This window comes from Natrinema salaciae (assembly GCF_900110865.1).
GTDB classification, from domain to species: Archaea; Halobacteriota; Halobacteria; order Halobacteriales; family Natrialbaceae; genus Natrinema; species Natrinema salaciae.
Genome location: NZ_FOFD01000001.1, coordinates 282385 through 303618, shown reverse-complemented (window position 1 = coordinate 303618; position 21234 = coordinate 282385). Strand labels below are relative to the sequence as shown.

The window sequence follows — 21234 nt, the reverse complement described above, 5'->3', positions numbered from 1 at the left end:
GTTCGTGGCTACGGAACCCTCAAGCCGGGGATAACAAAGCCTCGTTACCGGCTGTTTCAGCACGACTGCCCACGCGGGTATCGATTCACTATGAAACGAATACGCGACCGACAACGATCTCGATTAGCGGTTCGAACGGGCGCGGCGACACCTCGTCGTCGCGGTCGATCGAACGAGAACTGGGGCGACCCTCGCGACCGCGGTGGTGGTTCGCGATGAGCGAAGCCGTCCGCGACGTCGTTCGCGGCGACGATTGTGCGATCGACGACGGCGCGACGGTCGGCTACGGGGAGTTCGACGAGCCGACCCGGATCGGGGACGACGCCACGATCAGAGCCGGTTCGATCGTCTACGGCGACGTGACGATCGGCGACGAGTTCGCGACGGGCCACGACGTCCTCGTCCGCGAAGCGACGACGATCGGCGACGACGTCCTCGTCGGTACCAAGACGGTTATCGACGGCCAGACGACGATCGGCTCGCACGTCAGCCTCCAGACGAACGTCTACGTCCCGACGCAGACGACGATCGGCAGTAACGTCTTCGTCGGGCCCGGTGCCGTCCTGACGAACGACGAGTACCCCGTCCGGACCGACGCCGAACTCGAGGGGCCGACGATCGAGGACGGCGCGTCCGTCGGCGCAAATGCGACGCTGCTGCCGGGGGTCACGATCGGCGAGAACGCCTTCGTCGCGGCCGGTGCGGTCGTCACGGAGGACGTCCCGGCCGACAGCCTGGCCGTCGGCGCGCCCGCGACCGTTCGGGAACTACCGGACCCGCTGGACGGGGAGAATCAGCTCGCATGACTGATACCGAACAGAACCCGGAGACCGACGGCGGCATCGACACCGGTGGCGACGCGGCGGACGCCGAGCCCGACCTCGAGGGCGAGGCGACGCCGGTGCCGATCGCCGACCCCGAACTCAGCGCCGACGCCGTTCGACGGGTCGAATCGGTCCTCGAGGACGGGCGGCTCGCCGATGGGCCGGAAGTCAGGGCCTTCGAGGAGGAGTTCGCGGCCTACTGCGGGACCGACGAAGCGGTCGCGACGGCCAACGGGACGACCGCGTTACACGCGGCGCTCGAGGCGCTCGGCGTCGAGGACGGCGACGCGGTGATCACCTCGCCGTTTTCGTTCGTCGCGAGCGCGAACGCGATTCGGCTTGCCGGCGGCAAACCCGTCTTCGCCGACATCGATCCGGAAACGTACACGCTGGACCCGACCGACGTCGAACGGGTCCTCGGCGAGCGTGACGACATCGTCGGCATCCTCCCCGTTCATCTCTACGGACTGCCGGCGGACATGCCGGCGCTGTGCGACATCGCGGACGAACACGAGCTGTTCGTCCTCGAGGACGCGTGCCAGGCCCACGGGGCGAAAGTCGACGGCCGGCGAGTCGGGGCGTTCGGCGACGCCGCGTGCTTCTCGTTCTACCCGACGAAGAACATGACCACCGGCGAGGGCGGGATGATCGTCACCGACCGCGACGACGTGGCCGACCGCGCGGCGAGCTACGTCAACCACGGCCGGAACGTGAGCGGAACCGGCGGCTACGACCACGTCGATCTCGGGCACAACTACCGGCTGACGAGCATCGGCGCGGCGATCGGCCGCACCCAGCTCGAGCGCCTGTCCGACTTCAACCGCGCGCGCCGAGAGATCGCCGTCTTCTACGACGATCGGTTCGCCGATCTCCCGCTCGAGACGCCGACGGAGCCGACCGGGTCCCGCCACGTCTACCACCAGTACACGATACGAACCGACGAGCGGGACGCGCTCGAGGCGAGCCTCTCGGAGCGCGACGTGGGGACCGGCATCTACTACGGGACGCCGATTCACCGCCAGCCGGCCTACGAGACGATCAGTACGGCGGCGGCGACGTTACCGGAGGCCGAACGGGCCGCCGACGAAGTCCTCTCGCTTCCCGTCCATCCCGGCGTCTCGGAGCGCGACCGGCGGACCGTCGTCGAAGCAGTTCGCGACCACTACACCACCCAATGAGTACGAACAGACGGACGGACGCGACGAGTGAGGAACAGATTCGTGCCGGCGTCATCGGCGTCGGTTCGATGGGCGAGAACCACGCACGGGTCTACGCCGAACTACCGACCGTCGACCTGGCCGGCATCACCGACCGCGACGAGGACCTCGCCCGGCGAGTCGCGAGCGAGTTCGATACCGAGCCAGTCACCCTCGAGACGCTGCTGGAGCGCTGTGACGTCGTCACGGTGGCGGTTCCGACCCACGTCCACTACGACGTGGTCTCGACCTGTCTCGAGGCGGGCGTGCACGTGCTGGTCGAGAAGCCGATCGCCGAGTCCGTCGAGGAGGGCCAGCGACTGGCCGAGCAGGCTCGGGAAGCGGGGCTGGTACTGCAGGTCGGCCACATCGAGCGGTTCAATCCGGCGGTCCAGACGGTCGCGGAGCTGATCGACGACCTGGACGTGATCAGCATCCAGGCCGAACGGCTCGGCCCGCCCATCGACCGGATGGCCCCGGGTAACGTCATCTACGACCTGATGGTCCACGACGTCGACGTCGTCGGCTCGATTCTCGACGACAAACCCCACTCGGTCGCCGCGATGGGGACCGAGAGCGGCCAGTACGCCACCGCGACGATCGAGTACGAGGACGCCGTCGCGACGGTGACGGCGAGCCGAGTCACCCAGAAGAAGGTGCGGAAACTCACCGTCACCGCCCGCGAGTGTCTCGTCGAGGTCGACTACCTCGAGCAGTCGGTGTTGATCCACCGGGATTCCTACCCCGAGTACCTCTCGGGCGACGGCCAGCCCCGGTACCGCCACGAGAGCGTCGTCGAGCGCCCCCACGTCGACACCGGCGAGCCGCTGCGATACGAACTCGAGTCGTTCGTCGAGGCCGTCCGTGACGGGACCGAGCCGGAGGTCACCGCCCAGGACGGCATCCGGGCCCTCGAGACGGTGCAACTGATCGATCGGCTCGCGACGGGGCCGACCGACGCAGACGACGAACCGTCGCGGGAACGGGAGGTGGAAGCCTGATGGCGGAGCGCTCGCCGGACGACACCGACGGGCTCTACGGCTCGCCGCTCGCGCCGGAGCGACAGCGCGACCGGCTGACGAGCGGCGAGGTTCCGGTCGCGGTCTACGGGCTCGGCAAGATGGGGCTCCCGCTCGCGGCAGTCTACGCGGAGACGACGGGGAACGTGACCGGCGTCGACGTCGATCCGACGGTCGTCGAACGGATCGCCGGCGGCGAGAGCCACGTCGTCGGCGAACCCGGCCTCGACGAGGTCGTCGCCGAGCAAGTCGCGGCCGGGCGGCTCGAGGCGACGACCGACGGGGCGGCGGCGGCCGACGCGGCGCGGGTCCACGTCGTCATCGTCCCGACGCTGCTGGACGACGAGAACGAGCCGGCGCTCGCGACGGTCGAGTCGGTCGCCGACGACATCGCGACCGGCCTCGCGCCCGGCGATCTGGTGATCGCCGAGTCCACGCTCCCGCCGGGCACCTGTCGCGACGTCCTCCGACCCCACCTCGCGAGCGAGAGCGGCCTCGAGCCCGACGAGTTCGGCCTCGCGTTCTGTCCGGAGCGGACCGCGTCGGGGACGGCGCTGCGGGACATCCGCGGCGAGTACCCGAAAGTCGTCGGCGGCGTCGACGACGAGAGCACTCGAGCCGCGACGGTCGTCTACGACGAGCTCTCGGACGCCGCGGTCCACCCCGTCTCGGACGCGACGACCGCGGAAGCGGTCAAGGTCTTCGAGGGGATCTACCGCGACGTCAACATCGGCCTGGCCAACGAGCTGGGTCGGCTCGCGGACGAACTCGGCGTCTCCGTTCGCGAGGCGATCGAGACGGCGAACGACCTGCCGATGTGCCAGCTGCACGACCCCGGTCCGGGCGTCGGCGGCCACTGCATCCCCTACTACCCGCACTTCCTGCTCGGCCGGACCGACGAGCCCATGGCCGTGACGCGAACGGCCCGCCGGGTCAACGACGAGATGCCGTCGGTCGTGGTCGACCGGCTCGAGCGCGAACTCGCCGGAATCGACACCGACCTCGCGGACGCGTCGGTCGCCGTCCTCGGGCTCACGTACCGCCCCGGCGTCAGGGAGACGCGGGCCTCGCCCGCGCTGGCGATGATCGACGAACTGCGCGAGCGGGCGGCCGACGTCGCGGGCGTCGATCCGCTCGTGGATCCGGCGGCGTACGGCGCACGTCCGGTCGCGGCCGACGAGTTGGCCGACGAGGCGTTCGACGCCGCCGTGGTCGTCACACCCCACGCCGCGTTCGACCGGATCGACTGGCCGGCGCTCGAGCCGATGGTCGTCGTCGACGGCCGGGACGCGGTCGACCTCTCGGAGACGGCCCACCGCGAGTACGACCTCGCGGGCTCGAGCGACGGCCGATCGCCGCGGGGGGCGGACGATCGCGGGAGCGGAACCGAACGCGGCGACGCGGAACCGATGAGCGCGACCACCGACGGGGGAAACGATGTATAAGGGCAACCGGATCGGCGTCGTCGTTACGGCCTACGACGAGGCGGCGTTCGTCGGCCGCGTCATCGAGACGGTGCCGGACTTCGTCGATCGGATCTACGCCGTCGACGACCGTTCCCCCGACGAGAGCTGGGACGTGATCCAGCGGGTCGCCGAGAACGTCAACGAAGCCGCGGCGGACGAACCGGCGGAGTCGACGCTCGCGGTGGCCGACGGCGGCGACGACCGCCGCGTCGTGCCGATCCGCCACGAGGAGAACCACGGCTACGGCGCGGCGGTCAAGACCGGCTATCGCCGCGCCGCCGAGGACGGGATGGACGTCGTCGCCGTGATGAACGGTGACGGCCAGATGGACCCGGCGATCCTCGATCGGATCGTCGACCCGGTCGTCACCGGCGAGGCCGACTACGCGAAGGGGAACCGGCTGCGCAGCCCGGCGGACCGCGAGGACATGTCGACGTTCCGGTTCGTCGGCAACGCCATGCTGACCGGCCTCTCGAAGTTCGCCTCCGGCTACTGGTCGATCGGCGATCCCCAGAACGGCTACACCGCCATCTCGCGGGAGGCGATCGAGGCGCTCGACCTCGAGTCGATCACCGACCAGTACGGCTTCCTCAATCACTTGCTGACGCATCTCAACGTGGCGGGGTTCCGGGTCGCGGACGTCCCGATGTCGGCCGTGTACGGCGACGAGGAGAGCAGCATCAAGTACGTGCCGTTCGTTCGGTTCGTCTCGCTGCTGTTGCTCCGGAGTTTCTGCTGGCGACTGAAGACCAGATACCTGGTCCGTTCGTTCAACCCGGCTGTCGTCTACTACGCCGTCGGAGCGGCGGGCCTGGCCGGCGGGGCGGCGGGCCTGCTCGGGTCGGCCGCTCGAGCGGCGAACGGACGGGACGGGTTCACCGGCGGCGTCTCCTCGTTCGTCGCCGTCCTGCTCGGCCTCGTCTCGCTCGGGACTGCCATCAGGCTCGACGCCGAGGCGAACGAGGAACTCGAGGTGCCGTGCGCGGAGGGAGACCCGGACGACGAGCGGGTCGACGACCGCGACCGCGACGATCGAGCGCCCGCGCAGCGGGGCGTGCGGTAGCGACGTCGTTCGAGGAGCGGGTCAGCGCCGGTGTCGATTCGATTTTGCGACGGCTATCGGACGCTCGAGACGCCGTCTCGATGCGCGTCGAGTCCAGGCGGCGGTCACTCGATCGAGTAGCTCACGATGTCCTCGCTCTCACAGGCCGGACACGTGCACGTTCCGACCGAGACGTTCGTCCCGCAGTTCCGACACTCGTGGACGACCGTGACGGACGAGACATCGTCTCCGTTTTCGGTCGCGGTTTCGGGCGATTCCGTTCCCGAACCCGCACCGGAGAACAGTTCACTGAGCAGTGTGGAGAGACTCATAGAACGGGGGTAGTCGACGTTATTCCGAAGATCAGTAAAAGTGTTTCGTGATTTTAGATATAACAGGATCGATCGTTATGGATCGAGCGACGGGTAGCAACGCCGTTAGATCGACTGCGAGCGCGGCTGCAGCACTCGCTTCGTCGACCGGTCCAGGCGCTCGAGTTCGCCGCGGGACCGGGCGACGTCGACCAGAAGGTCCGTCAGGTTCACGAGGTCGCCGACGTACTCCCGCCGGCGCTCCTGCCACCGTTCTGCTGCGCCCTCGTCGGCGAGGATCTCGAGCGAGCGATCCCGGACGGCGTCGTACTCGTCGAACTGCTCGGCCAGACCGGCGCGCTCGAGTTCCCGGAACTCGCCGTACTCGTGGTCGTCGGTGCCGCGGTAGCGGAAGGCCGGCGTCCCGAGCAGGGCGGCCTCGGTGGCCATCGTGCCGGTGTCGGCGACCAGTAGCGAGGCTTCGGCCATCGCGTCGTGGATCAGTGCTGGATGGAGGTCGTACGGCCGCGCGGGGAGGGTTCGGAGGTCCATCTCGCCGCCCTCGTCCGAGACGAAGACCGTCGCCGACTCGCTCAGGCGTTCGATCAGATCCCGGCGCTGCTCCGGCCGGAACCCCTCGATATCGGTGTCGTGGAGCGCGTCGAGCGCGTTGAACCGGACGAGGACGTACGGTTCGTCCCGATCGACGTCGAGGTACTCCCGGATGTCTTCGTTCGGCTCGAAGACGTCGGGGTGGAGATAGGCGCACTCTTTGAAGCCGTCGAAGGTGTAGTGAGCGTCGCCGAGGTCGCGACGAGTGACCGCGGGCGAGAGGATGCAGTCGGCGAAGGGACGCGAGACGGTGTGGTTGAAGTCCCCGGGTTCGTCGTCGAGCACCAGAACGACCGGCGTCCGCGTGAGCGTGCCGGCGAAGGCCGCGTAGGGGCCGCGGCCGAAGACGACGTCGGGACCGAACCGGATCGCCTCGGTGCCGATCGTGCGGAACTGGCCGCCGAGCTCGCGCGCGAACTGGAGCTTCGAGTAGGCCTCCGTCGCGTGCTCGCCGTACACGCGGTAGGGCATGTCGAAGTAGTCGAGTAGGTCGGTCGTACAGGCATACTCGCGGGTGAGGACGAGCACGTCGTGTCCCGCTCGCTCGAGGCGGTCGACGGCGTGTCGATACTGGTGGACGTGTGCGGGCGTATTAGCCAAGACGAGGATCCGCATCGGCTACAGATAGCCGCCGTCGACCCTTTGTAATAGCATCGCTACGGTGGTCGTCGGCCGGAAATCACCGTATACGGATCGCACATCTAGGTGTACGTGAAGATGACTCGCGAGGGCCAGCGGATAACAAAGCGGCCCCAGCGCGTCGCGTTCCGTAGCTCGAGATGCACGTCCTCACAGTCACGGCGAACGAAGACGCACCCTTCATGACCGAGCAGATGGCCGCGCTCGAGGATCGAGGCGTCTCCTTTTCGACGGTGTCGGTCGCTGGCGAGGTCGACGCCGACACCGCTCGTGGACCGACGGACTACGTCCGGACCGTCCCGAGAGTCGTCCGGGAGGCGAGGAACGGCTACGACCTGATCCACGCCCACTACGGGCTGACGGCACCGATGGCGCTCGCACAGGTCCGCACGCCGGTCGTCCTCTCGCTGTGGGGATCGGACGTGCACGGTCCGGTCGCCCCGATCAGCCGACTCGCCGCGCCCTTCTGTGACGCGGTCGTCGTCATGTCCGCGGAGATGCGCGACGTTCTGGGCCGCGACTGTACGGTGATCCCGGACGGCGTCGACCTGGAGACGTTTCGGCCCGAACCGCAGGACGGTGCCAAGGCGAGCGTCGGGTGGGACGACGACGAGGACGCGTGCGAGGTACTCTTCCCCTACTCGCCCGCGCGGGACGTGAAAAATTACCCGCGGGCCGAGCGCGTCGTGACCGTCGTCGACAATCTCCTCGAGCGACCCGTCAGGCTCCGGACCGTCTCCGGCGTCGATCACGACGCCGTTCCGGACTACATGAACGCCGCCGACGCGCTCCTGTTGACCTCCCACAGCGAGGGATCGCCCAACTCGGTGAAGGAAGCCCTGGCCTGTAACCTGCCGGTGGTCGCCGTCGACGTCGGCGACGTCCGCGAACGGCTGGCCGGCGTCGACCCCTCGTACGTCGCCGCGAACGACGAGGAACTGATTCAGGGGCTGCTCGCCGTCCTCGAGCGCGACGAGCGATCGAACGGCCGAGCCGCCGCCCGCGAGGTCAGCATCGACCGGACGGCCGACCGGATGCTCGAGGTGTACGAGCGGGTCGCCGGGCGGGTCATCGAGACCGAAGCCGAGGCCGAGGTCGAGGTCGAGGCCGAGACCGACGGGGAGAATCGGCGCACGGAGAGCGCGGCCGGGCTCGAGTAAAACGGTCCGGTACGAGCACGAGCCCGCTGCCGGCTTCCAGTTCGACGAGCAGATATCGCCCACCGAGCGGGAGCGTTCGGAAGGATCGGCGAACCGTGCGGTCGAGCAGCGGTTGGAGTCGGCTTCAGCTAGCTCGCACTCGATCGGGTGGTGAGGGAGTCTCACTGGCCTACCGGACTTCCGCCCGGTACCACTCCATCGCTTCGGGCACGTGGGCCTCGAGCGGCCGGTACTCGTACCCTAACTCCTCGTTGGCTTTCCGCGAGGTGTAGAACAGCCGCTGGGTCGCGAGCCGGGCCATCTCTCGGTCGAAGGGAAACATCCGCCGATCGGCGACGGCGTCGACGACCTCGGCGACCGGGCCGGCGGCGTGGATGGCGGCCGCGGGAACGCGAATCCGGGCTGGCGAGCCGTCGGCCGCGTCCGCGATCCGGGAGACCGCCCGGTCGTAGGTGAGGTTCTCGCCGCCGAGGATGTAGTGCTCGCCGGTCGTGCCGCGGTCGTACGCCGCGAGGAGGCCGTCGACGACGTCCGAAACGCCGACGATGCTCAGGCCGCCGGGGAGGTGTGCGGGCATCGTTCGTTCGACGCCCATCGAGAGCAACTGGGCGGTGAACGCCTCGTCGCCGGGGCCGAAGATCGACGTCGGGTGGACGGTGACGGCGTCCCCGTCCGCGTCGGCGTACCGATCGACCAACTGCTCGGCCTCGGCTTTCGAGGCCTGATAGGCACCGATCGGTTCGGCCACGTCCGTCTCGTCCGCGAAGTCGTCGTCTCCCTGCGGACGGCGCGTCCCGGAGGTACTGGTGAACACCACCCGTCCCACGTCGCCGTCGCGGCAGGCCTCGAGCAGGTGCTCGGTCCCGTCGCGGTTGACTTCCCAGACGGTCCCGGGGCCGGCGCTCCAGAGGCCGATCCCCGCGAGGTGGAAGACGGCGTCTGCTCCGTCCACGAGTTCTCGCAGCGTCTCCTCGTCGAGGATGTCGCCGACGTACCACTCGACGTCGTCGAGATCGCCGCGCTCCGAAGTCGGGCGGCTGAGTCCGCGGACGGTCCATCCTTCCTCGAGCAGGCGGTCACAGAGCCGCGAGCCGAGGAAGCCGGTCGCGCCGGTGACCGCCGCGGTGGGGGAGTCGGTCGTCGCGGTCATCGACCACCCTCGAGCTGGGGCGGAACGGCGTCGCCGGCGATCGCAGCGTAGACGCGGTACGCCGTCGAGACGGCGGGATGGGTCTCGTCCGCCGACGGCAACTCGCCGTCGGGAATGCGGTCACGAAGGCCGTCGAAGTCCACGCCACGCCCCTCGACGGTGACCGGTCCCTCGTCCCCGCGGGCGATCTCGAGCGCGCCGTCGGTCTCGATCGATCGGCCGAGGAGTGACGTGGCGACGGCGTCGACGGCCGGAACCGGCCCCGCGAACAGCGCGTTCCCGGCGGCGGGCTTCCCGCCGTAGGCGGTCGTCGCGTCCAGAACGGCGGCCGCGGGGTCGACGACGCGCGTCGCCGCGACCGGAACGCGCTCGGGCGCGTCGTCGCAGTCGACGACCGACGCGAGCGTTCGCATCGCGCCCGCGACCGGCCCGTCCTCGGTCGGCCGCAGCGACGGGACGACGACGACCGCCCCGTCGGCGAGCCGGTTCGGTACCGACACCGCGACCGGACTCCCGTCGACCTCGCAGCTGTCGTTCGTCCAGGGTTCGGTCGCCAGATCGACGAGTTCCGCGTCGAACCGCTCGAGCAGGCCCGCGTATCCCAGATACTCGGCGGTCCGCTCGAAAGCGATGCGATCGTCGGTCAGTCCGGCGACCGCCACGGCGGCGTCCGTCCGGCGCTCGAGGCGAGCGACGAGCGAGCCGACGACGGCGGGGTCGGCGATCATCCCCGACGAGGGGTGGAACGGGTACTGGGCGTCCGGAACGAGCGTGATTCGATCGGCGTCCGCGAGCGGCTCGCGCACGGACTCGACGACGTCGCGAACGGGGGACTCGAGGGCGGCCATTCGGGCGTCGATATCGGGGACCCAGCCGCCGCGGCGGTCGCCGGCGTCGACGCCGACGGCCCGGACCGGGGCCGCGCTCATAGGGTCACCTCCGGGGTCTCGAGGCCGTCGATCTCGTCGTCGTCCGCCTCGGCGGCCAGGTCGTAGGCCCGTTCGGCGAGGGCCAGCGTGCGACGACCGTCGGTCCCGTCGACCGGCGGCCGCTCGCCCTCGCGGACGGCGTCACAGAAGTCCGCCAGCGCGTCGTAGTGCGCCTGCAGGTAGAAGGTCGGGCCGAAGACGTCCGGCTCGTCGCTCGTGAGGCGACTGGCGACGTTCGAGAGGGCCGACGTGGCCGCGCCCGCGTAGAAGTTCCCCGGTAAGTGGTCCTGGTTGCTGATCGTCCCCGTCACGCCCTCGAGGCGCAGCCGGGTGTTGACTTCCGGGAGCTGCTCCCACTGGTAGGAGCCGCAGTGGAGCGTGATCGTCGTTCCCGTCTCCGGCGCGTCCATGAGGACGGTCGCGGCGTCCTCGACGTCGATCTCGAGGGTCCGCCCCATCGACGCGTCCCGGACCTCGAGCTCGCCGAACAGCCACTCGAGGACGTCGAAGCAGTGGACGCCCAGCTCGAGCAGGGAGCCGCCGCCGGTCGCGTCGGCGTCCAGCGGCCACGACGGCGGCGCGTCGTCGGCCGGCGGCCGGCCGAGCGGGCCGTCGTTGAGCCGCGTGATCGAGGCGTAGGGGACGTGGCCGACGCTGCCCTCGTCGTAGGCCTCCTTGACACCGGCCATGTCGGGCTGGTAGCGCAACGTGTGGTCGACGCCGACGGCGATCCCCGCCTCGCGGGCGGCCGCGAGCAGTTCGTCGGCCTCCGCGGTCGAGCGGGCGAGCGGTTTCTCGACGAAGACGTTGACGCCGACCTCGGCGGCGCGCTCGACGGCGTCCGCGTGGAGGAACGGCGGGAGCGCGACGACCGCCGCGTCCAGCTCCTCGGACTCGAGCAGCGCCGCGTAGTCGTCGTAGGTACGGGACGCGCCGACTCGTTCGGCGCGGTCGCGGTTCTCGGGAACGGCGTCGGCGGCCGCCGCTACCTCGACGCCGGGCATCGCGACCGCCGATTTCAGGTGTACCATGCCGATGTTTCCGACGCCGAGCACCCCGAGGGACAGTGCACTCGAGTCGGTCAATCGATTCAGAAGCGTTGGTGCCATCTGTCCGAGAACGGACCGGCAGCGGGCTTTGTTATCGTCGTCGTACCCGCGCTGGCGGGCGAGTAGCGGCTACCTTCAGTCGTCGCTCCAGCCCGCGGTCGCCCGTTCGTCAACGCACAGAGGTCCCGCGACTCTGCGGGCGACGTCGGCCATCGTCTCGACGGTGAGATCGGTCGCGGATCGCTGGCTATCGAGGTGCGAGAGGATCGCGCGCATCCGCCGGTCGTCCCGCTCGTGTGTCAGGTTGTTGGGATGGAGCCACATGTGGAAGAGCCCGTCCGTGTGCGCGGCCTCGTCGATCCCGCGGCGGGCCAGGGCGACCATCGGGTCCTCCCAGATCGACTCTGCGACCGTCCGTGCCGGCCCCTCGAACCCGAAGAGGAACATCGAGGCCGGAACGTTGACCAGGCCGTGTTCGTCGACGGCCGGGTCGACCAGCATCGACCGATCGCGGATCGTCGAGTCGAAGACGCCGCGGACGCCGTCTCGGGTCGGTGAGCCCCCCCGATAGGCCGCGATTCCGTGGTCGGCCAGCACGTCGCGGTGCCCGATGTCGTTGCGCGGGTAGACGAACGAGTCGATCGACTGGTTCCACTCGGCCGCGAGTTCGCGACTGCGCTCGAGTTCGGCGTCGGCGAGTTCGCGGTCCGTCTCCGGGCGGCCGAACAACACGTGCGAAAAGGAGTGGCTCGCGAACTCGTGGTCGACGTCGGACTCGAGGATATCGGCGACGAGGTCGGGACCGAACCGGAGGTCGTCGCGGGCGGCCCAGTCGGTCCGCTCGCGTTCGAACCAGCCCGCCGGTGCCGGATGGTCGGCGTGGGTTTCGTCACAGGACTCGAGCATGAGATGCCCCACCACGGCCCACGTCGCCGGCACGTCGAATTCCTCGAACAGTTCGACCATGACCGACCAGCCGCGGCGGCCGGCCTCGACGCGTTCCGTCGGCGGCTCGGCGAGGTCGTGAAAGCCCCAGCCGAGCTCGGCGTCGAGGGAAATTACGACGCTGCCCACGGATCCCACCACGATTGAACGCGTTTCATATCCGGACGGTCGCGTTTGAGTGGCTTTGTTATGGACGCCCTGTAGAACCCGTGGTCGAGTCCCGTCAGGGGCACGAGACGGACGCGAAGCGGCGGGAGAGAGACGAGCGCCGAGCGGCGCAGTAACGGAACCGAACAGCGCTGTCGAGGACCGAACGTCGCCTGAAACCTCTCTATAACAAAGCGATCATCGGCCATCCAACGGGACAGCAGGCGTCTCGGACGTCTCATACCACAATCATGAGCGGATCTACGACTCCCTCCGAGCGAGCGTTCGTGCTCGGACTCGACGGCGTGCCGTGGAGACTCATCGAGCAATGGAGCGACGAGGGTGAACTCCCGAACATCGCCCGGATGCGTGAGGAGGGCGCATCCGGAACGCTCGACAGCACTCGCCCCCCGACGACGCCGCTTGCGTGGCCGTCGATCGCGACTGGCGTCTGGCCGGACAAACACGGAATATACGGGTTCCAGAACCTGTCTTCGGAATACAGCCACGAGATGTACACGAGCCGGGATCTCGCACAGCCGGCCCTCTGGGACCAGCTCGGGCCAGCCCACGTCGGCAACGTCCCGATGACGTATCCGGCCCGCGAGATCGACGGCACCATGGTCACGGGGATGATGACGCCGTCGACGGATCGGGAGTTCACGCATCCGCCCGATCTCCAGGACGAGATCGAATCCCGCATCCCGAACTACGAGATCAGCCTCGACTATCCCGAGTACGCCGACCGACTGGACGACTTCGAGGCTGCCGTCGACGACATGCTCGCGAAACGGCGCGAACTGATGCGGATTCAGATGGACCGCGCCGGCGACGACTGGCAGCTGTTCTTCTTCGTCTACACCGCGCCCGACCGGTTCCAGCACCTCATCTGGGACGGGGACCGCCTGCTCGCCCACTACAAGAAACTCGACCAGGTGCTCGGCGAGGTCATCGAGTACACGGACGACCACGACGCGGATCTCTACGTCGTCTCCGACCACGGCTTCGGTCCGATCGAGGAGCTCGTCTACGTCAATCGCATCCTCGAGCAGGAGGGGTACCTGTTCCGCCGCGAGGACGAGGGCACTCGCGGCGCGCTCGCGAGCCTCGGGATCTCCCGGGACTCCATCACGGGCGCACTCAATCGCGTCGGGATCACCGAAGAGACCCTCGTCCAGTCGCTGCCTCGTCGACTGGTCGACTCGGTCGCCGAACAGATTCCCGGCGATCACTCCCTCTACGACGTGGACTACGACCGTACCGTCGCGTTCGTTCACGACACGGGCAACTGCTACATCAACGACACCGAGCGCTTCGACAACGGCGTCGTCTCGCCGAGCGAACTGCCGCAGGTAAAGGCCGATATCAGAGCCACGTTCGAGTCGGCGACCGGCGAGGACGGCGACCCGCTGCTCGAGGTTCACGACGGGGACGACCTGTTCCCGACGGACGACCGGTCGCCGGACCTGGTCGTCGGCGGGCGGGGGGCGTACGAGTCCCGAAGCGGGATGTCGGACACGGTGCTCGGCGACACCGGAACGTACGACGCGAGCCACCGCAGCGAGGGGATCGTCCTCTGTCGCGGCCCCTCGGTCGCGCCCGGCGCGACGCTGCGGGGCGCTCGAGTGGTCGATATCGCCCCGACCCTGCTTCACGGGATCGGCGAACCGGTGCCGGAAAACGCCGACGGGCGCGTGCTGTTCGACGCCTTCGACGAGGCGGGGACGCCCGCGGAGACCAAGGTCGAGCGCACGTCGGTCACGCAGATCGAGAACAGCGAGACGGTGGACGAGGACTTCGACGACGTCGAAGATCGGCTGAAGGGGCTCGGCTACATGGAGTAACGACGACGCGTCCCGACCCTACGACTGTTCTCGCGGGAGCGTCACGGTAATCGTGTTCCCCGTCTCCGATCGGTCGAACGAGATGTCGCCGTCCGAGAGGTCGACGATCCAGTAGACGAGCCACAGTCCGAGGCCGGACGTGTGATAGACGTCGTTCATCTCCCAGTCGCCGGTCAGGACGCGAAACTCGACCTCCGGGATCGGCGGACACCGATCCCGAATTTCGACCGCGACCGTCTCCCGGTCGGCGCGCACGGCGACCGACAGCGCCGGCGGATCGTCCGTTCCGTGGCGCACGGCGTTCTCGAGCAGTTCAGTCACGGCCGACTCGATCTCGTGGAGGCCCCGCGCGATCGCCGACTCCGGACACGTCGTTTCGATCGCTGCGTCGGGATGTCGCTCCTCGATCGTCTCGACCGCGTCGGCGACGATGGCAGCGAGATCGATCGACGACGGAATCGGTCGAGCCGTGAGGAGGTCGATGATCTCGCGTTGCTTGTCGGCGCTCTCGAGGAGTTCTCGGCCCTGTCGGCGGATGGTCTCCGCGCGCCCGCGAGACGGGTCGCCGGTCTCCCCGGCGATACACTCGGCGTTGCCGAGGATGACGGCCAGATCGTTCCGCAGGTTGTGCCGAAGGAGGTTGTCCATGACCGCGAGTTGCCGTTCCCGCCGCCGCCGGCCGGTGATATCGCGCGAGAAGCCGACGATCCGGACGACGTCGCCGTCCTCGACGATCGGCTCGGCCCGGACCCAGACCCAGCGGCCGTAGTCCGCGTCCGGGTCGACGCGGTACTCGACGTCGATGGCTTCGCCGGCCGACGCGCGGTCCATCGCCCTCCGGACGCGGGAGACGTCGTCGGGATGGACGACCGCCAGAAATCCCCGCGGCTCCGCCTCGAGTTCCGCGACGGACTGCCCGAAGACGTCCTCGTAGGCCGGGTTGACGAACAGGAGTTCGCTCCAGTCGCCGTCGAATATCCACAGGACATCGCCGACCGCCCCGGCGATCGTCCGAAGCCGACTTTCGGCGTCGCGGCGATCCCGCTCCGCGGTCACCAGCTCCGTGATGTCTCGCGAACTGACGACGTAGCCGTCGAGGGTCTCGTCCGGCAGGGCCGTGAACCGACTTTCCAGCCAGACCCACCCGCCGCTTCGGGTCGCGTGGCGATACCGGACCGTCGCCGACGACGCGCACGCCCCGCCGATCCGCTCGAACCGCTCCGCGACCGTCCGCCTGTCCTCCGGATGGACGTAGTCGAGGCCGTGCTCGCCGACGAGTCGCTCCGGCTCGTATCCGAGGAGCGCGCGGCTCGCCTCGTTGACGTAGACGTACGCGCCCGCCTCGTCGACGATCGCGAGTTTGTCCTGGGCGTGCTCGAGCAGGACCGAAGCCAGATCGTCGAATGCTACGTCCATCGCACCATATTGGTATCCGTTAACATAGGGCGGCAAAAGCGTGCCGGGCGGAAGACGGTGGGGGGACCACCGGGACGGGTCGCCGAGAGGTGCTAGCGATCGGAGCGCACGCGACGAAGGCCGGCCTTCGCCGTGATCCAGGCCGGGTAAGCGACGTTGTAGACGGTCGTGGGGGCGTTTCTCGCGCCGGCCCGGAGGAGGCGATGGCTGAGCGGCGGCGCCGACGCGGAGATGAGCTCGTCCAGATCCGCGGCCTCGAGCCACTCGAAGAACGTCCGTTCGGCCGGCGTGGCCGGCTCCGTCCGGCGAGCGCGATCGCGGATGTCCGCCCACATGTAGCGCTCGTCTTGCCCGAGGACCCAGTCGCCGCGCTCGAGCGAGCGCCGGAGTCGCGGGTAGTCCGCGTCCGAGAACGGATAGCCGTGCTCGGCCGGCTCGAGCCCCGAGAGGCGGAGCCCGACTGCAGTGCGGTAACACTTTTCACATTCGCCGCAGTTGCCCGCCATCTGGTCGTTACAGGTCTGGAGCTGGAGCGTCGGGTCCTCGCTGCGGACGTAGTCGGCGATGACGTCGAGGCGCTCCTGGCGAGTGAGTTCGTAGGCGTCGTGGTGACACCGCGTGCCGGCCCACCGGACGTGCTCGTCGATATCGGGGCGGGACCCCCACTCGAGGTCGATCCCCTCCCAGTGAGTCGCGGCGACGTAGAGGTCTTCCATCCCGCGCGCGTAGGCCGCGGGCGCGCAGAGGCCGAGCAGCCCCAGCCCGTGGCCGACGGAGCTGTACCAGCCGCCGTCGACGTAGCGCTTGTAGTGGGCCAACAGCATGGGGTGATCGAGGAACGAGAGCATGTTCGAGTCGACGAACTCGGTCTCGCAGCCGTGGTCGTCGGCGAAGTCGGCGACGCGCGTCCTGAGGGCGTCCCACTTCTCGTCGTCGGCGGGGTCCGGGCTGATCGTCCAGCCCCGGATGCTGACCAGCGCCGGCGACTCCTCGCGGTGGCGGACGTACGAACACGTCGAGTCGACGCCGCCGGTAAAGAGCAATCCGCTCTCGTCGCTCGGCTCGGGCTCGGGCTCGATCGTCCGCCGCGCGTAGAGTGTCCCCCCCTCGAGGAAGTCGTGCATCTCGCACAGCGACGCTTTCACGTCCTCGAGCGCCCGAGCGAACGTCGCGTCGACCTCGTCGACGTAGACGTCGGCCCCGTTGGCCCACGCGACCGGACAGACCTGCGCGAGGACGGGGATCGCGAGCACACCCTCCGGCACGTCCGCGATCGACGTGTCGTAACTGGTACGGAACGATTCGTCCGTGAAGAACCGCTCGAGGTCGGGCGAAGGCCGAACCGAACACTCGAGGGTTCCGTCGTCGACTGCAATTCGGTCGATGATGATCGATGACATGCGAGCGGGATTCCTCGTTGGACGATCGGATCACGACCGGCTACAAAAACCGGCAGAACCGTTGATCGATCGGAAATCGAGAAAGCGATTCATAGACGACCGTTCGGAGCCGATAGGGGACGCATACTCGATCCTGGACTATCCTCGGAATCGCCGTCCGTGTGTGATCGGCGATCGACTCGCCAACTCGAGCGGGAAGCGTGACGGTAATCGGGCTCGATTCGGCGGTCGGTCTGACGGGCGCGTAACCGGTCCCTGCTGGTGGTTTCGCGGGTAGGTTCCGTATAACAAACCCCGACAGGGCCGACGAGTGGAGCAACACATGGGCATCGAGACTGGTCCGTACGCGTCCGGTGAGAGCGCATGAGACGATCGACGCTCAACGTGACGGTCGCGATCGGATTTCTCGCGCTCGCAGCGGGTATTCTGGTGGCGAGGGCGAATCCGGCGACCGCCTACGAGGCGTCGGCGTACGCCGGGCCGCCGACGACTACCTGGCTCGGGTTCGCGATCGCGCTCGCGATCGCGGTCGGGACATCGCTCTCCTGTCGCGGCCGCCAGCAGGTGTTCGGAATCGCGCTGGGGGCGACGACGGTCACGGCCATCGTGAGCCTCCCCGTGATCCGGAACTATCGGTTCGCCGGAATGGGCGACGCGCTCACGCATCTCGGCTGGACGCGGGACATCGTCAACGGCGGAACCGCCCCGCACGAGCTGTTCTATCCGGGGCTGCACGCGATCGCGACGGTCCTCCACTTCGTCGGCGGGGTCCCGATCGAGCGCGGACTCCTGATCGGGATGGTCGTCCTCTTCGTTCCGTTTCTGCTCTTCGTTCCGCTGGTCGTCCGCGACGTGGCCGGCGGCGGCGCGGCGGTCGGGCTCGCCGCGATCGTCTCCTGGATGGTGTTGCCAGTCAACAACATCGCGACGTTCATGGGCATCCACACCAACTCGAACGCGCTGTTTCTCGTTCCGCCCGTGGTCTTCGCGATCGTCGCCTACCTCCGGCGTCGGGCGACGGCCGAGCGACTCCCGCTCGGCCTCTCGCCGTTCAGCGCGCTCGTCTATCTGACCGCGCTCGCGCTCCTGCTGGTCCACCCCCAGCAGATGTTCAACGTCGTCATCCTCGTCGGCGCGATCAGCGGCGTCCAGTACCTCGCCCGTCGACGGTTCGACGACCATCCGATGCTCGAGCACCCGACGACGTACGCGCACACGATCACACTTGGTGGAATGTTCGGACTCTGGGCGCTGGGCAACGAACGGTTCAGGAACGCCGCGTCGGGGCTCGTGTACGGCCTGCTCGCACAGGACATCGGTGCCGGGACCGAGGTCAACCAGCGGGGGACGTCGCTGACCGACATCGGCGGCAGTCTCAGCGAACTGTTCGTGAAGCTGTTTCTCGACGCGGCGATCATCGGTCTCGTCGTCGGCCTGTTCGTACTGGCGCTCTGGCTCGGTCGGACGAGTCTCGACGGTGAAGCCCGGTCGCTCGTCAACTATCTGGCGCTCGGGCTCATTCCGCTCGGCGGCCTGTTCGCGGTCTACTTCGTCGGGACCCCGACGATGGCGTTCCGACAGATCGGCTTCATTTACGTGCTCATCACGATCCTCGCCGGCGTCGCGCTGGCACAGCTCGCGGGCGGGCTCTCGCGGACGATCTCGAGACCCGGCGCGAACGCGATCACGGCGCTGGTGCTCGGAACCTGTCTCGTGCTGGGCCTGATGACGGTGTTCGCGTCGCCGCTGATCTACAATCCGGGCCAGCACGTGACGCCCGAGATGATGAGCGGCTACGAAGACGGGTTGGAGCACGGCGCCGACGGGACCCCCTACGCGGGCATGGGATACGATCCGTACCGGTACGATCACGGGATCAACGGGATCTCCGGCGGCGGTGATACCATCGGCGGCGCGTCGGCGTCGACCGGGACGGTCAACGCCACTCGGTTCTCGGACGGCAACTACAGCGGCGCCTATCCCACCGACGAGTACTACTTCGTCGTCACCGAGTGGGACAAGACCAAGGAGTTCGCCGTCTACAAGGAACTGAACTACCGGCGAGCCGCGTTCGAGGGGCTCGATACCGACCGGGGCACGAACAAGGTCATCTCGAACGACGAGTTCGAGATGTACGCCGTCAGCGACGCCTGATCGCCGATCGGCCCCGGCCGTTCGCGTCGCACCGTTTGTTCGGCTTCGGTCGAAACGGCTCGTCGCCGGACGACCGCGTCCGATTCGACGGCTCGTCCGCACGAATTCGGATCGATCTGGCGTTCCGCGGACGGTCGAACGCGCGAAGCGCCACCACCGCGAATCGTGTCCGGATGGCACCGACAAAATACCCGGGAGAGACGCCACACGAATCGCCCACTCGAGGACGGGAACCAAGTCGGGCGGTGAGCCGCCGTCCCGCCGGGTAATAGCGTATTACGAGCGGGGAAACACGTGGCTGTCGGAGTCGAAACAGTGCTCCGCCCCTGGCTCGAGCGCGTGGACGACCAGCGTCGAATCGCGCGTCGAACGCGCTCCGTCGCGCGATATTGCCTGGTTTCCTCGGAAAATACGGTATTACGGTCCGCCTCTTCGCCGCCGACACGTTCGTATATTCGTGAATGAATTCGCATAGATTGTGCCCTTTTTTGTAGTGTTAGAAATATAGTCTGTAAATTTAAAGCGCAAGTGCAAGAAAAAGTTTATGAGCACAAGCCGATGTTACGCAAGTGTATGGCGCAGAACCCCCGTACGTCCGAGACGGAATCCGCTCCGACTACAGGCCGCAACACCGGATTAACCCGCCGAAACTACGTTCGCTCGCTCGCCGCGGTGGCGACCGCTGCGACCGCGCTCGGCGGCGCCGGCGCTGCAGCGGCCGAGGACGACTACGAGGTCATCGAAGCCGAGGGGCAGACGATCTCCCTCGACGCCGGTGAAACCTGGGAGAACAAGCTCATCGACATGACGACCGGTCAGGACATCATCGTCACCGCTCACAGTAGCGACTGGACGATCCGAAACATCGGCTTCAAGGGGAAGAACACCGCCGGGACCGGCACCGCCACGTTCGGAATCTCCGACACGGGCAACGGAACCAGCACCGTCGAGAACGTCTATCTCGGCGACGGCTCGAGCACGGGCAACGGCAACCCGAACGGTCACGGGCAGACCGCGTTCTGGGTCGCCCCGGATCACAACGGTCACATCGACTTCGAGAACGTCAACATCCAGAACTTCGCGGACAACGCGATCTACGGCTCCGCGCCCGGCAACAAGGGCGGCGGGACGATCCACATCGACAGCAGCTTCGCCGCGAACTGTTACGTCTCGCACTTCCGACTGGGTACCGAGGGGAGCAAGGTCACGAACTCCAGCGTCTACGTCGACGCCAGCGAGGGCTACGTCGGCCGCGGTATCTGGGCGTGGGCCCCCGGCACGATCGAGGTCGAGGGCTGCCAGATCGAGATGAACGGCCAGAACACCGCCATCGACGCCGGTGCGAACGGGAACGCGACGGAGGTCGTCGTCACGGAAACCGACTACGACGAACAGGCCGGCATCGCCGAACACGCGGGTTCGACCGTGCAACTCGGCGAGGGCGTCGGAACCGACCCCGACGCCTTCATGCCCGACGGCGTCCCGACCAGCCCCGAGGAAGCGGCGGCCGGTTCGCAGAACTAACTCGCGACCGACGCGACCGACGCGATCCCGCTGACGCACGCTCTCCACCCCTCCCCGCCGCACACCGCGGTCCCCCGCTGACGCGTCCCTCCCCGCGCGACGCTCGTCGCGCGGCCACCGCCGCACGCGACCGTTTACGGTACTCGTTCTGCCGGCACTGTTTTCGTTTCGCCGAGTGACGACACTCGGCCCGTCCGTCTCGCCGAGTTCGCCGCCGAGTGACGACCTCGGACGGACGATAGTCGCCTCGCGGCACACGGCACCACAGTTCGCAACCGAGTACGCCACGGCGACGCCACCAGGGAATCCGTGCCCGGCGTTCGGTCGAGCCGGCCCGTTGCGGCCTCGAGGCGGCGACGGTCCACTCGTCGAAAGGCGGGAGTCGGTCTCGAAGCGACTCGAGACCG

17 protein-coding genes are annotated in these 21234 nt (G+C 68.2%); 9 read left to right on the top strand and 8 right to left on the bottom strand.

Annotation, left to right across the window (positions count from 1 at the left end; genetic code table 11):
• Nucleotides 1–215: 215 nt before the first annotated feature.
• From BMX07_RS01500 to BMX07_RS01480, 5 genes are read left to right on the top strand one after another with little or no spacing between them, the layout of a single operon-like run.
• Nucleotides 216–806: an acyltransferase gene (locus BMX07_RS01500; RefSeq protein ID WP_090612511.1), complete on the top strand. Its 591-nt coding sequence runs from the start codon at nt 216–218 to the stop codon at nt 804–806.
• On the top strand, nt 803–2002 hold the full coding sequence (locus tag BMX07_RS01495) for a DegT/DnrJ/EryC1/StrS family aminotransferase (protein WP_090612506.1): 1200 nt from the start codon (nt 803–805) through the stop codon (nt 2000–2002). Before BMX07_RS01500 ends, BMX07_RS01495 begins: the two co-directional genes overlap by 4 nt.
• A complete protein-coding gene (locus BMX07_RS01490; RefSeq protein WP_090612503.1) occupies nt 1999–3021 on the top strand; it encodes a Gfo/Idh/MocA family protein in 1023 nt (340 codons plus the stop codon). The genes BMX07_RS01495 and BMX07_RS01490 overlap by 4 nt, the downstream gene beginning before the upstream one ends.
• A complete protein-coding gene (locus tag BMX07_RS01485) occupies nt 3021–4484 on the top strand; it encodes a nucleotide sugar dehydrogenase (RefSeq protein WP_090612499.1) in 1464 nt (487 codons plus the stop codon). The genes BMX07_RS01490 and BMX07_RS01485 overlap by 1 nt, the downstream gene beginning before the upstream one ends.
• The gene (locus BMX07_RS01480; RefSeq protein ID WP_090612496.1) at nt 4477–5568 is read left to right on the top strand and encodes a glycosyltransferase family 2 protein; all 1092 of its coding nucleotides are present in this window, start codon (nt 4477–4479) and stop codon (nt 5566–5568) included. The genes BMX07_RS01485 and BMX07_RS01480 overlap by 8 nt, the downstream gene beginning before the upstream one ends.
• A gap of 104 nt (nt 5569–5672) precedes the next feature.
• Here BMX07_RS01480 and BMX07_RS01475 read toward each other — a convergent pair whose 3' ends face one another.
• Both BMX07_RS01475 and BMX07_RS01470 read right to left on the bottom strand, forming a co-directional pair.
• Entirely contained in the window at nt 5673–5879 is a 207-nt protein-coding gene (locus tag BMX07_RS01475) for a hypothetical protein (protein WP_090612492.1), read from the bottom strand.
• Nucleotides 5880–5984: 105 nt separating this feature from the next.
• Complete coding sequence (locus BMX07_RS01470; RefSeq protein ID WP_090612489.1) at nt 5985–7085, bottom strand: DUF354 domain-containing protein; 1101 nt, start codon at nt 7083–7085, stop codon at nt 5985–5987.
• Nucleotides 7086–7249: 164 nt separating this feature from the next.
• On the opposite strand from BMX07_RS01470, the gene BMX07_RS01465 reads away from it, so the two are divergent.
• Nucleotides 7250–8269, top strand: a complete 1020-nt coding sequence (locus tag BMX07_RS01465; RefSeq protein ID WP_090612484.1) for a glycosyltransferase — start codon at nt 7250–7252, stop codon at nt 8267–8269.
• Nucleotides 8270–8438: 169 nt separating this feature from the next.
• Here the strand turns inward: BMX07_RS01465 and BMX07_RS01460 are convergent, their stop codons facing one another.
• From BMX07_RS01460 to BMX07_RS01445, 4 genes are all read right to left on the bottom strand, one after another.
• Nucleotides 8439–9419, bottom strand: coding sequence for an NAD-dependent epimerase/dehydratase family protein (locus BMX07_RS01460; RefSeq protein ID WP_090612480.1), 981 nt, complete (start codon nt 9417–9419; stop codon nt 8439–8441).
• Nucleotides 9416–10348, bottom strand: a complete 933-nt coding sequence (locus BMX07_RS01455) for a DUF362 domain-containing protein (protein WP_090612476.1) — start codon at nt 10346–10348, stop codon at nt 9416–9418. The genes BMX07_RS01460 and BMX07_RS01455 overlap by 4 nt, the downstream gene beginning before the upstream one ends.
• The gene (locus BMX07_RS01450) at nt 10345–11457 is read right to left on the bottom strand and encodes a Gfo/Idh/MocA family protein (protein ID WP_090612468.1); all 1113 of its coding nucleotides are present in this window, start codon (nt 11455–11457) and stop codon (nt 10345–10347) included. The genes BMX07_RS01455 and BMX07_RS01450 overlap by 4 nt, the downstream gene beginning before the upstream one ends.
• A gap of 75 nt (nt 11458–11532) precedes the next feature.
• The gene (locus BMX07_RS01445) at nt 11533–12471 is read right to left on the bottom strand and encodes a polysaccharide deacetylase family protein (RefSeq protein WP_090612465.1); all 939 of its coding nucleotides are present in this window, start codon (nt 12469–12471) and stop codon (nt 11533–11535) included.
• 269 nt (nt 12472–12740) lie between these two features.
• Between BMX07_RS01445 and BMX07_RS01440 the strand changes: the two genes are divergently transcribed.
• Nucleotides 12741–14333 (top strand): alkaline phosphatase family protein, encoded by a 1593-nt coding sequence (locus BMX07_RS01440; protein ID WP_090612461.1) that lies wholly within the window; start codon nt 12741–12743, stop codon nt 14331–14333.
• An 18-nt stretch (nt 14334–14351) separates the two neighbouring features.
• On the opposite strand, the gene BMX07_RS01435 is transcribed toward BMX07_RS01440, so the two are convergent.
• The gene (locus BMX07_RS01435; protein WP_090612457.1) at nt 14352–15749 is read right to left on the bottom strand and encodes a PAS domain-containing sensor histidine kinase; all 1398 of its coding nucleotides are present in this window, start codon (nt 15747–15749) and stop codon (nt 14352–14354) included.
• Between the two features lie 92 nt (nt 15750–15841).
• On the bottom strand, nt 15842–17149 hold the full coding sequence (locus tag BMX07_RS01430) for a hypothetical protein (RefSeq protein ID WP_090612453.1): 1308 nt from the start codon (nt 17147–17149) through the stop codon (nt 15842–15844).
• 363 nt (nt 17150–17512) lie between these two features.
• On the opposite strand from BMX07_RS01430, the gene BMX07_RS01425 reads away from it, so the two are divergent.
• Nucleotides 17513–19303, top strand: coding sequence for a hypothetical protein (locus tag BMX07_RS01425; RefSeq protein WP_090612450.1), 1791 nt, complete (start codon nt 17513–17515; stop codon nt 19301–19303).
• Between the two features lie 573 nt (nt 19304–19876).
• Entirely contained in the window at nt 19877–20827 is a 951-nt protein-coding gene (locus BMX07_RS01420; RefSeq protein WP_090612447.1) for a hypothetical protein, read from the top strand.
• Nucleotides 20828–21234: the final 407 nt, after the last annotated feature.

Excerpts from the sequence above, each read along its gene's own strand:
- BMX07_RS01500 (WP_090612511.1), top strand. The coding sequence starts at position 216 with ATGAGCGAAGCCGTCCGCGACGTCGTTCGCGGCGACGATTGTGCGATC.
- BMX07_RS01495 (WP_090612506.1), top strand. The coding sequence starts at position 803 with ATGACTGATACCGAACAGAACCCGGAGACCGACGGCGGCATCGACACC.
- BMX07_RS01490 (WP_090612503.1), top strand. The coding sequence starts at position 1,999 with ATGAGTACGAACAGACGGACGGACGCGACGAGTGAGGAACAGATTCGT.
- BMX07_RS01485 (WP_090612499.1), top strand. The coding sequence starts at position 3,021 with ATGGCGGAGCGCTCGCCGGACGACACCGACGGGCTCTACGGCTCGCCG.
- BMX07_RS01480 (WP_090612496.1), top strand. The coding sequence starts at position 4,477 with ATGTATAAGGGCAACCGGATCGGCGTCGTCGTTACGGCCTACGACGAG.
- BMX07_RS01475 (WP_090612492.1), bottom strand. The coding sequence starts at position 5,879 with ATGAGTCTCTCCACACTGCTCAGTGAACTGTTCTCCGGTGCGGGTTCG.
- BMX07_RS01470 (WP_090612489.1), bottom strand. The coding sequence starts at position 7,085 with ATGCGGATCCTCGTCTTGGCTAATACGCCCGCACACGTCCACCAGTAT.
- BMX07_RS01465 (WP_090612484.1), top strand. The coding sequence starts at position 7,250 with ATGCACGTCCTCACAGTCACGGCGAACGAAGACGCACCCTTCATGACC.
- BMX07_RS01460 (WP_090612480.1), bottom strand. The coding sequence starts at position 9,419 with ATGACCGCGACGACCGACTCCCCCACCGCGGCGGTCACCGGCGCGACC.
- BMX07_RS01455 (WP_090612476.1), bottom strand. The coding sequence starts at position 10,348 with ATGAGCGCGGCCCCGGTCCGGGCCGTCGGCGTCGACGCCGGCGACCGC.
- BMX07_RS01450 (WP_090612468.1), bottom strand. The coding sequence starts at position 11,457 with ATGGCACCAACGCTTCTGAATCGATTGACCGACTCGAGTGCACTGTCC.
- BMX07_RS01440 (WP_090612461.1), top strand. The coding sequence starts at position 12,741 with ATGAGCGGATCTACGACTCCCTCCGAGCGAGCGTTCGTGCTCGGACTC.
- BMX07_RS01435 (WP_090612457.1), bottom strand. The coding sequence starts at position 15,749 with ATGGACGTAGCATTCGACGATCTGGCTTCGGTCCTGCTCGAGCACGCC.
- BMX07_RS01430 (WP_090612453.1), bottom strand. The coding sequence starts at position 17,149 with ATGTCATCGATCATCATCGACCGAATTGCAGTCGACGACGGAACCCTC.
- BMX07_RS01425 (WP_090612450.1), top strand. The coding sequence starts at position 17,513 with ATGAGACGATCGACGCTCAACGTGACGGTCGCGATCGGATTTCTCGCG.
- BMX07_RS01420 (WP_090612447.1), top strand. The coding sequence starts at position 19,877 with ATGGCGCAGAACCCCCGTACGTCCGAGACGGAATCCGCTCCGACTACA.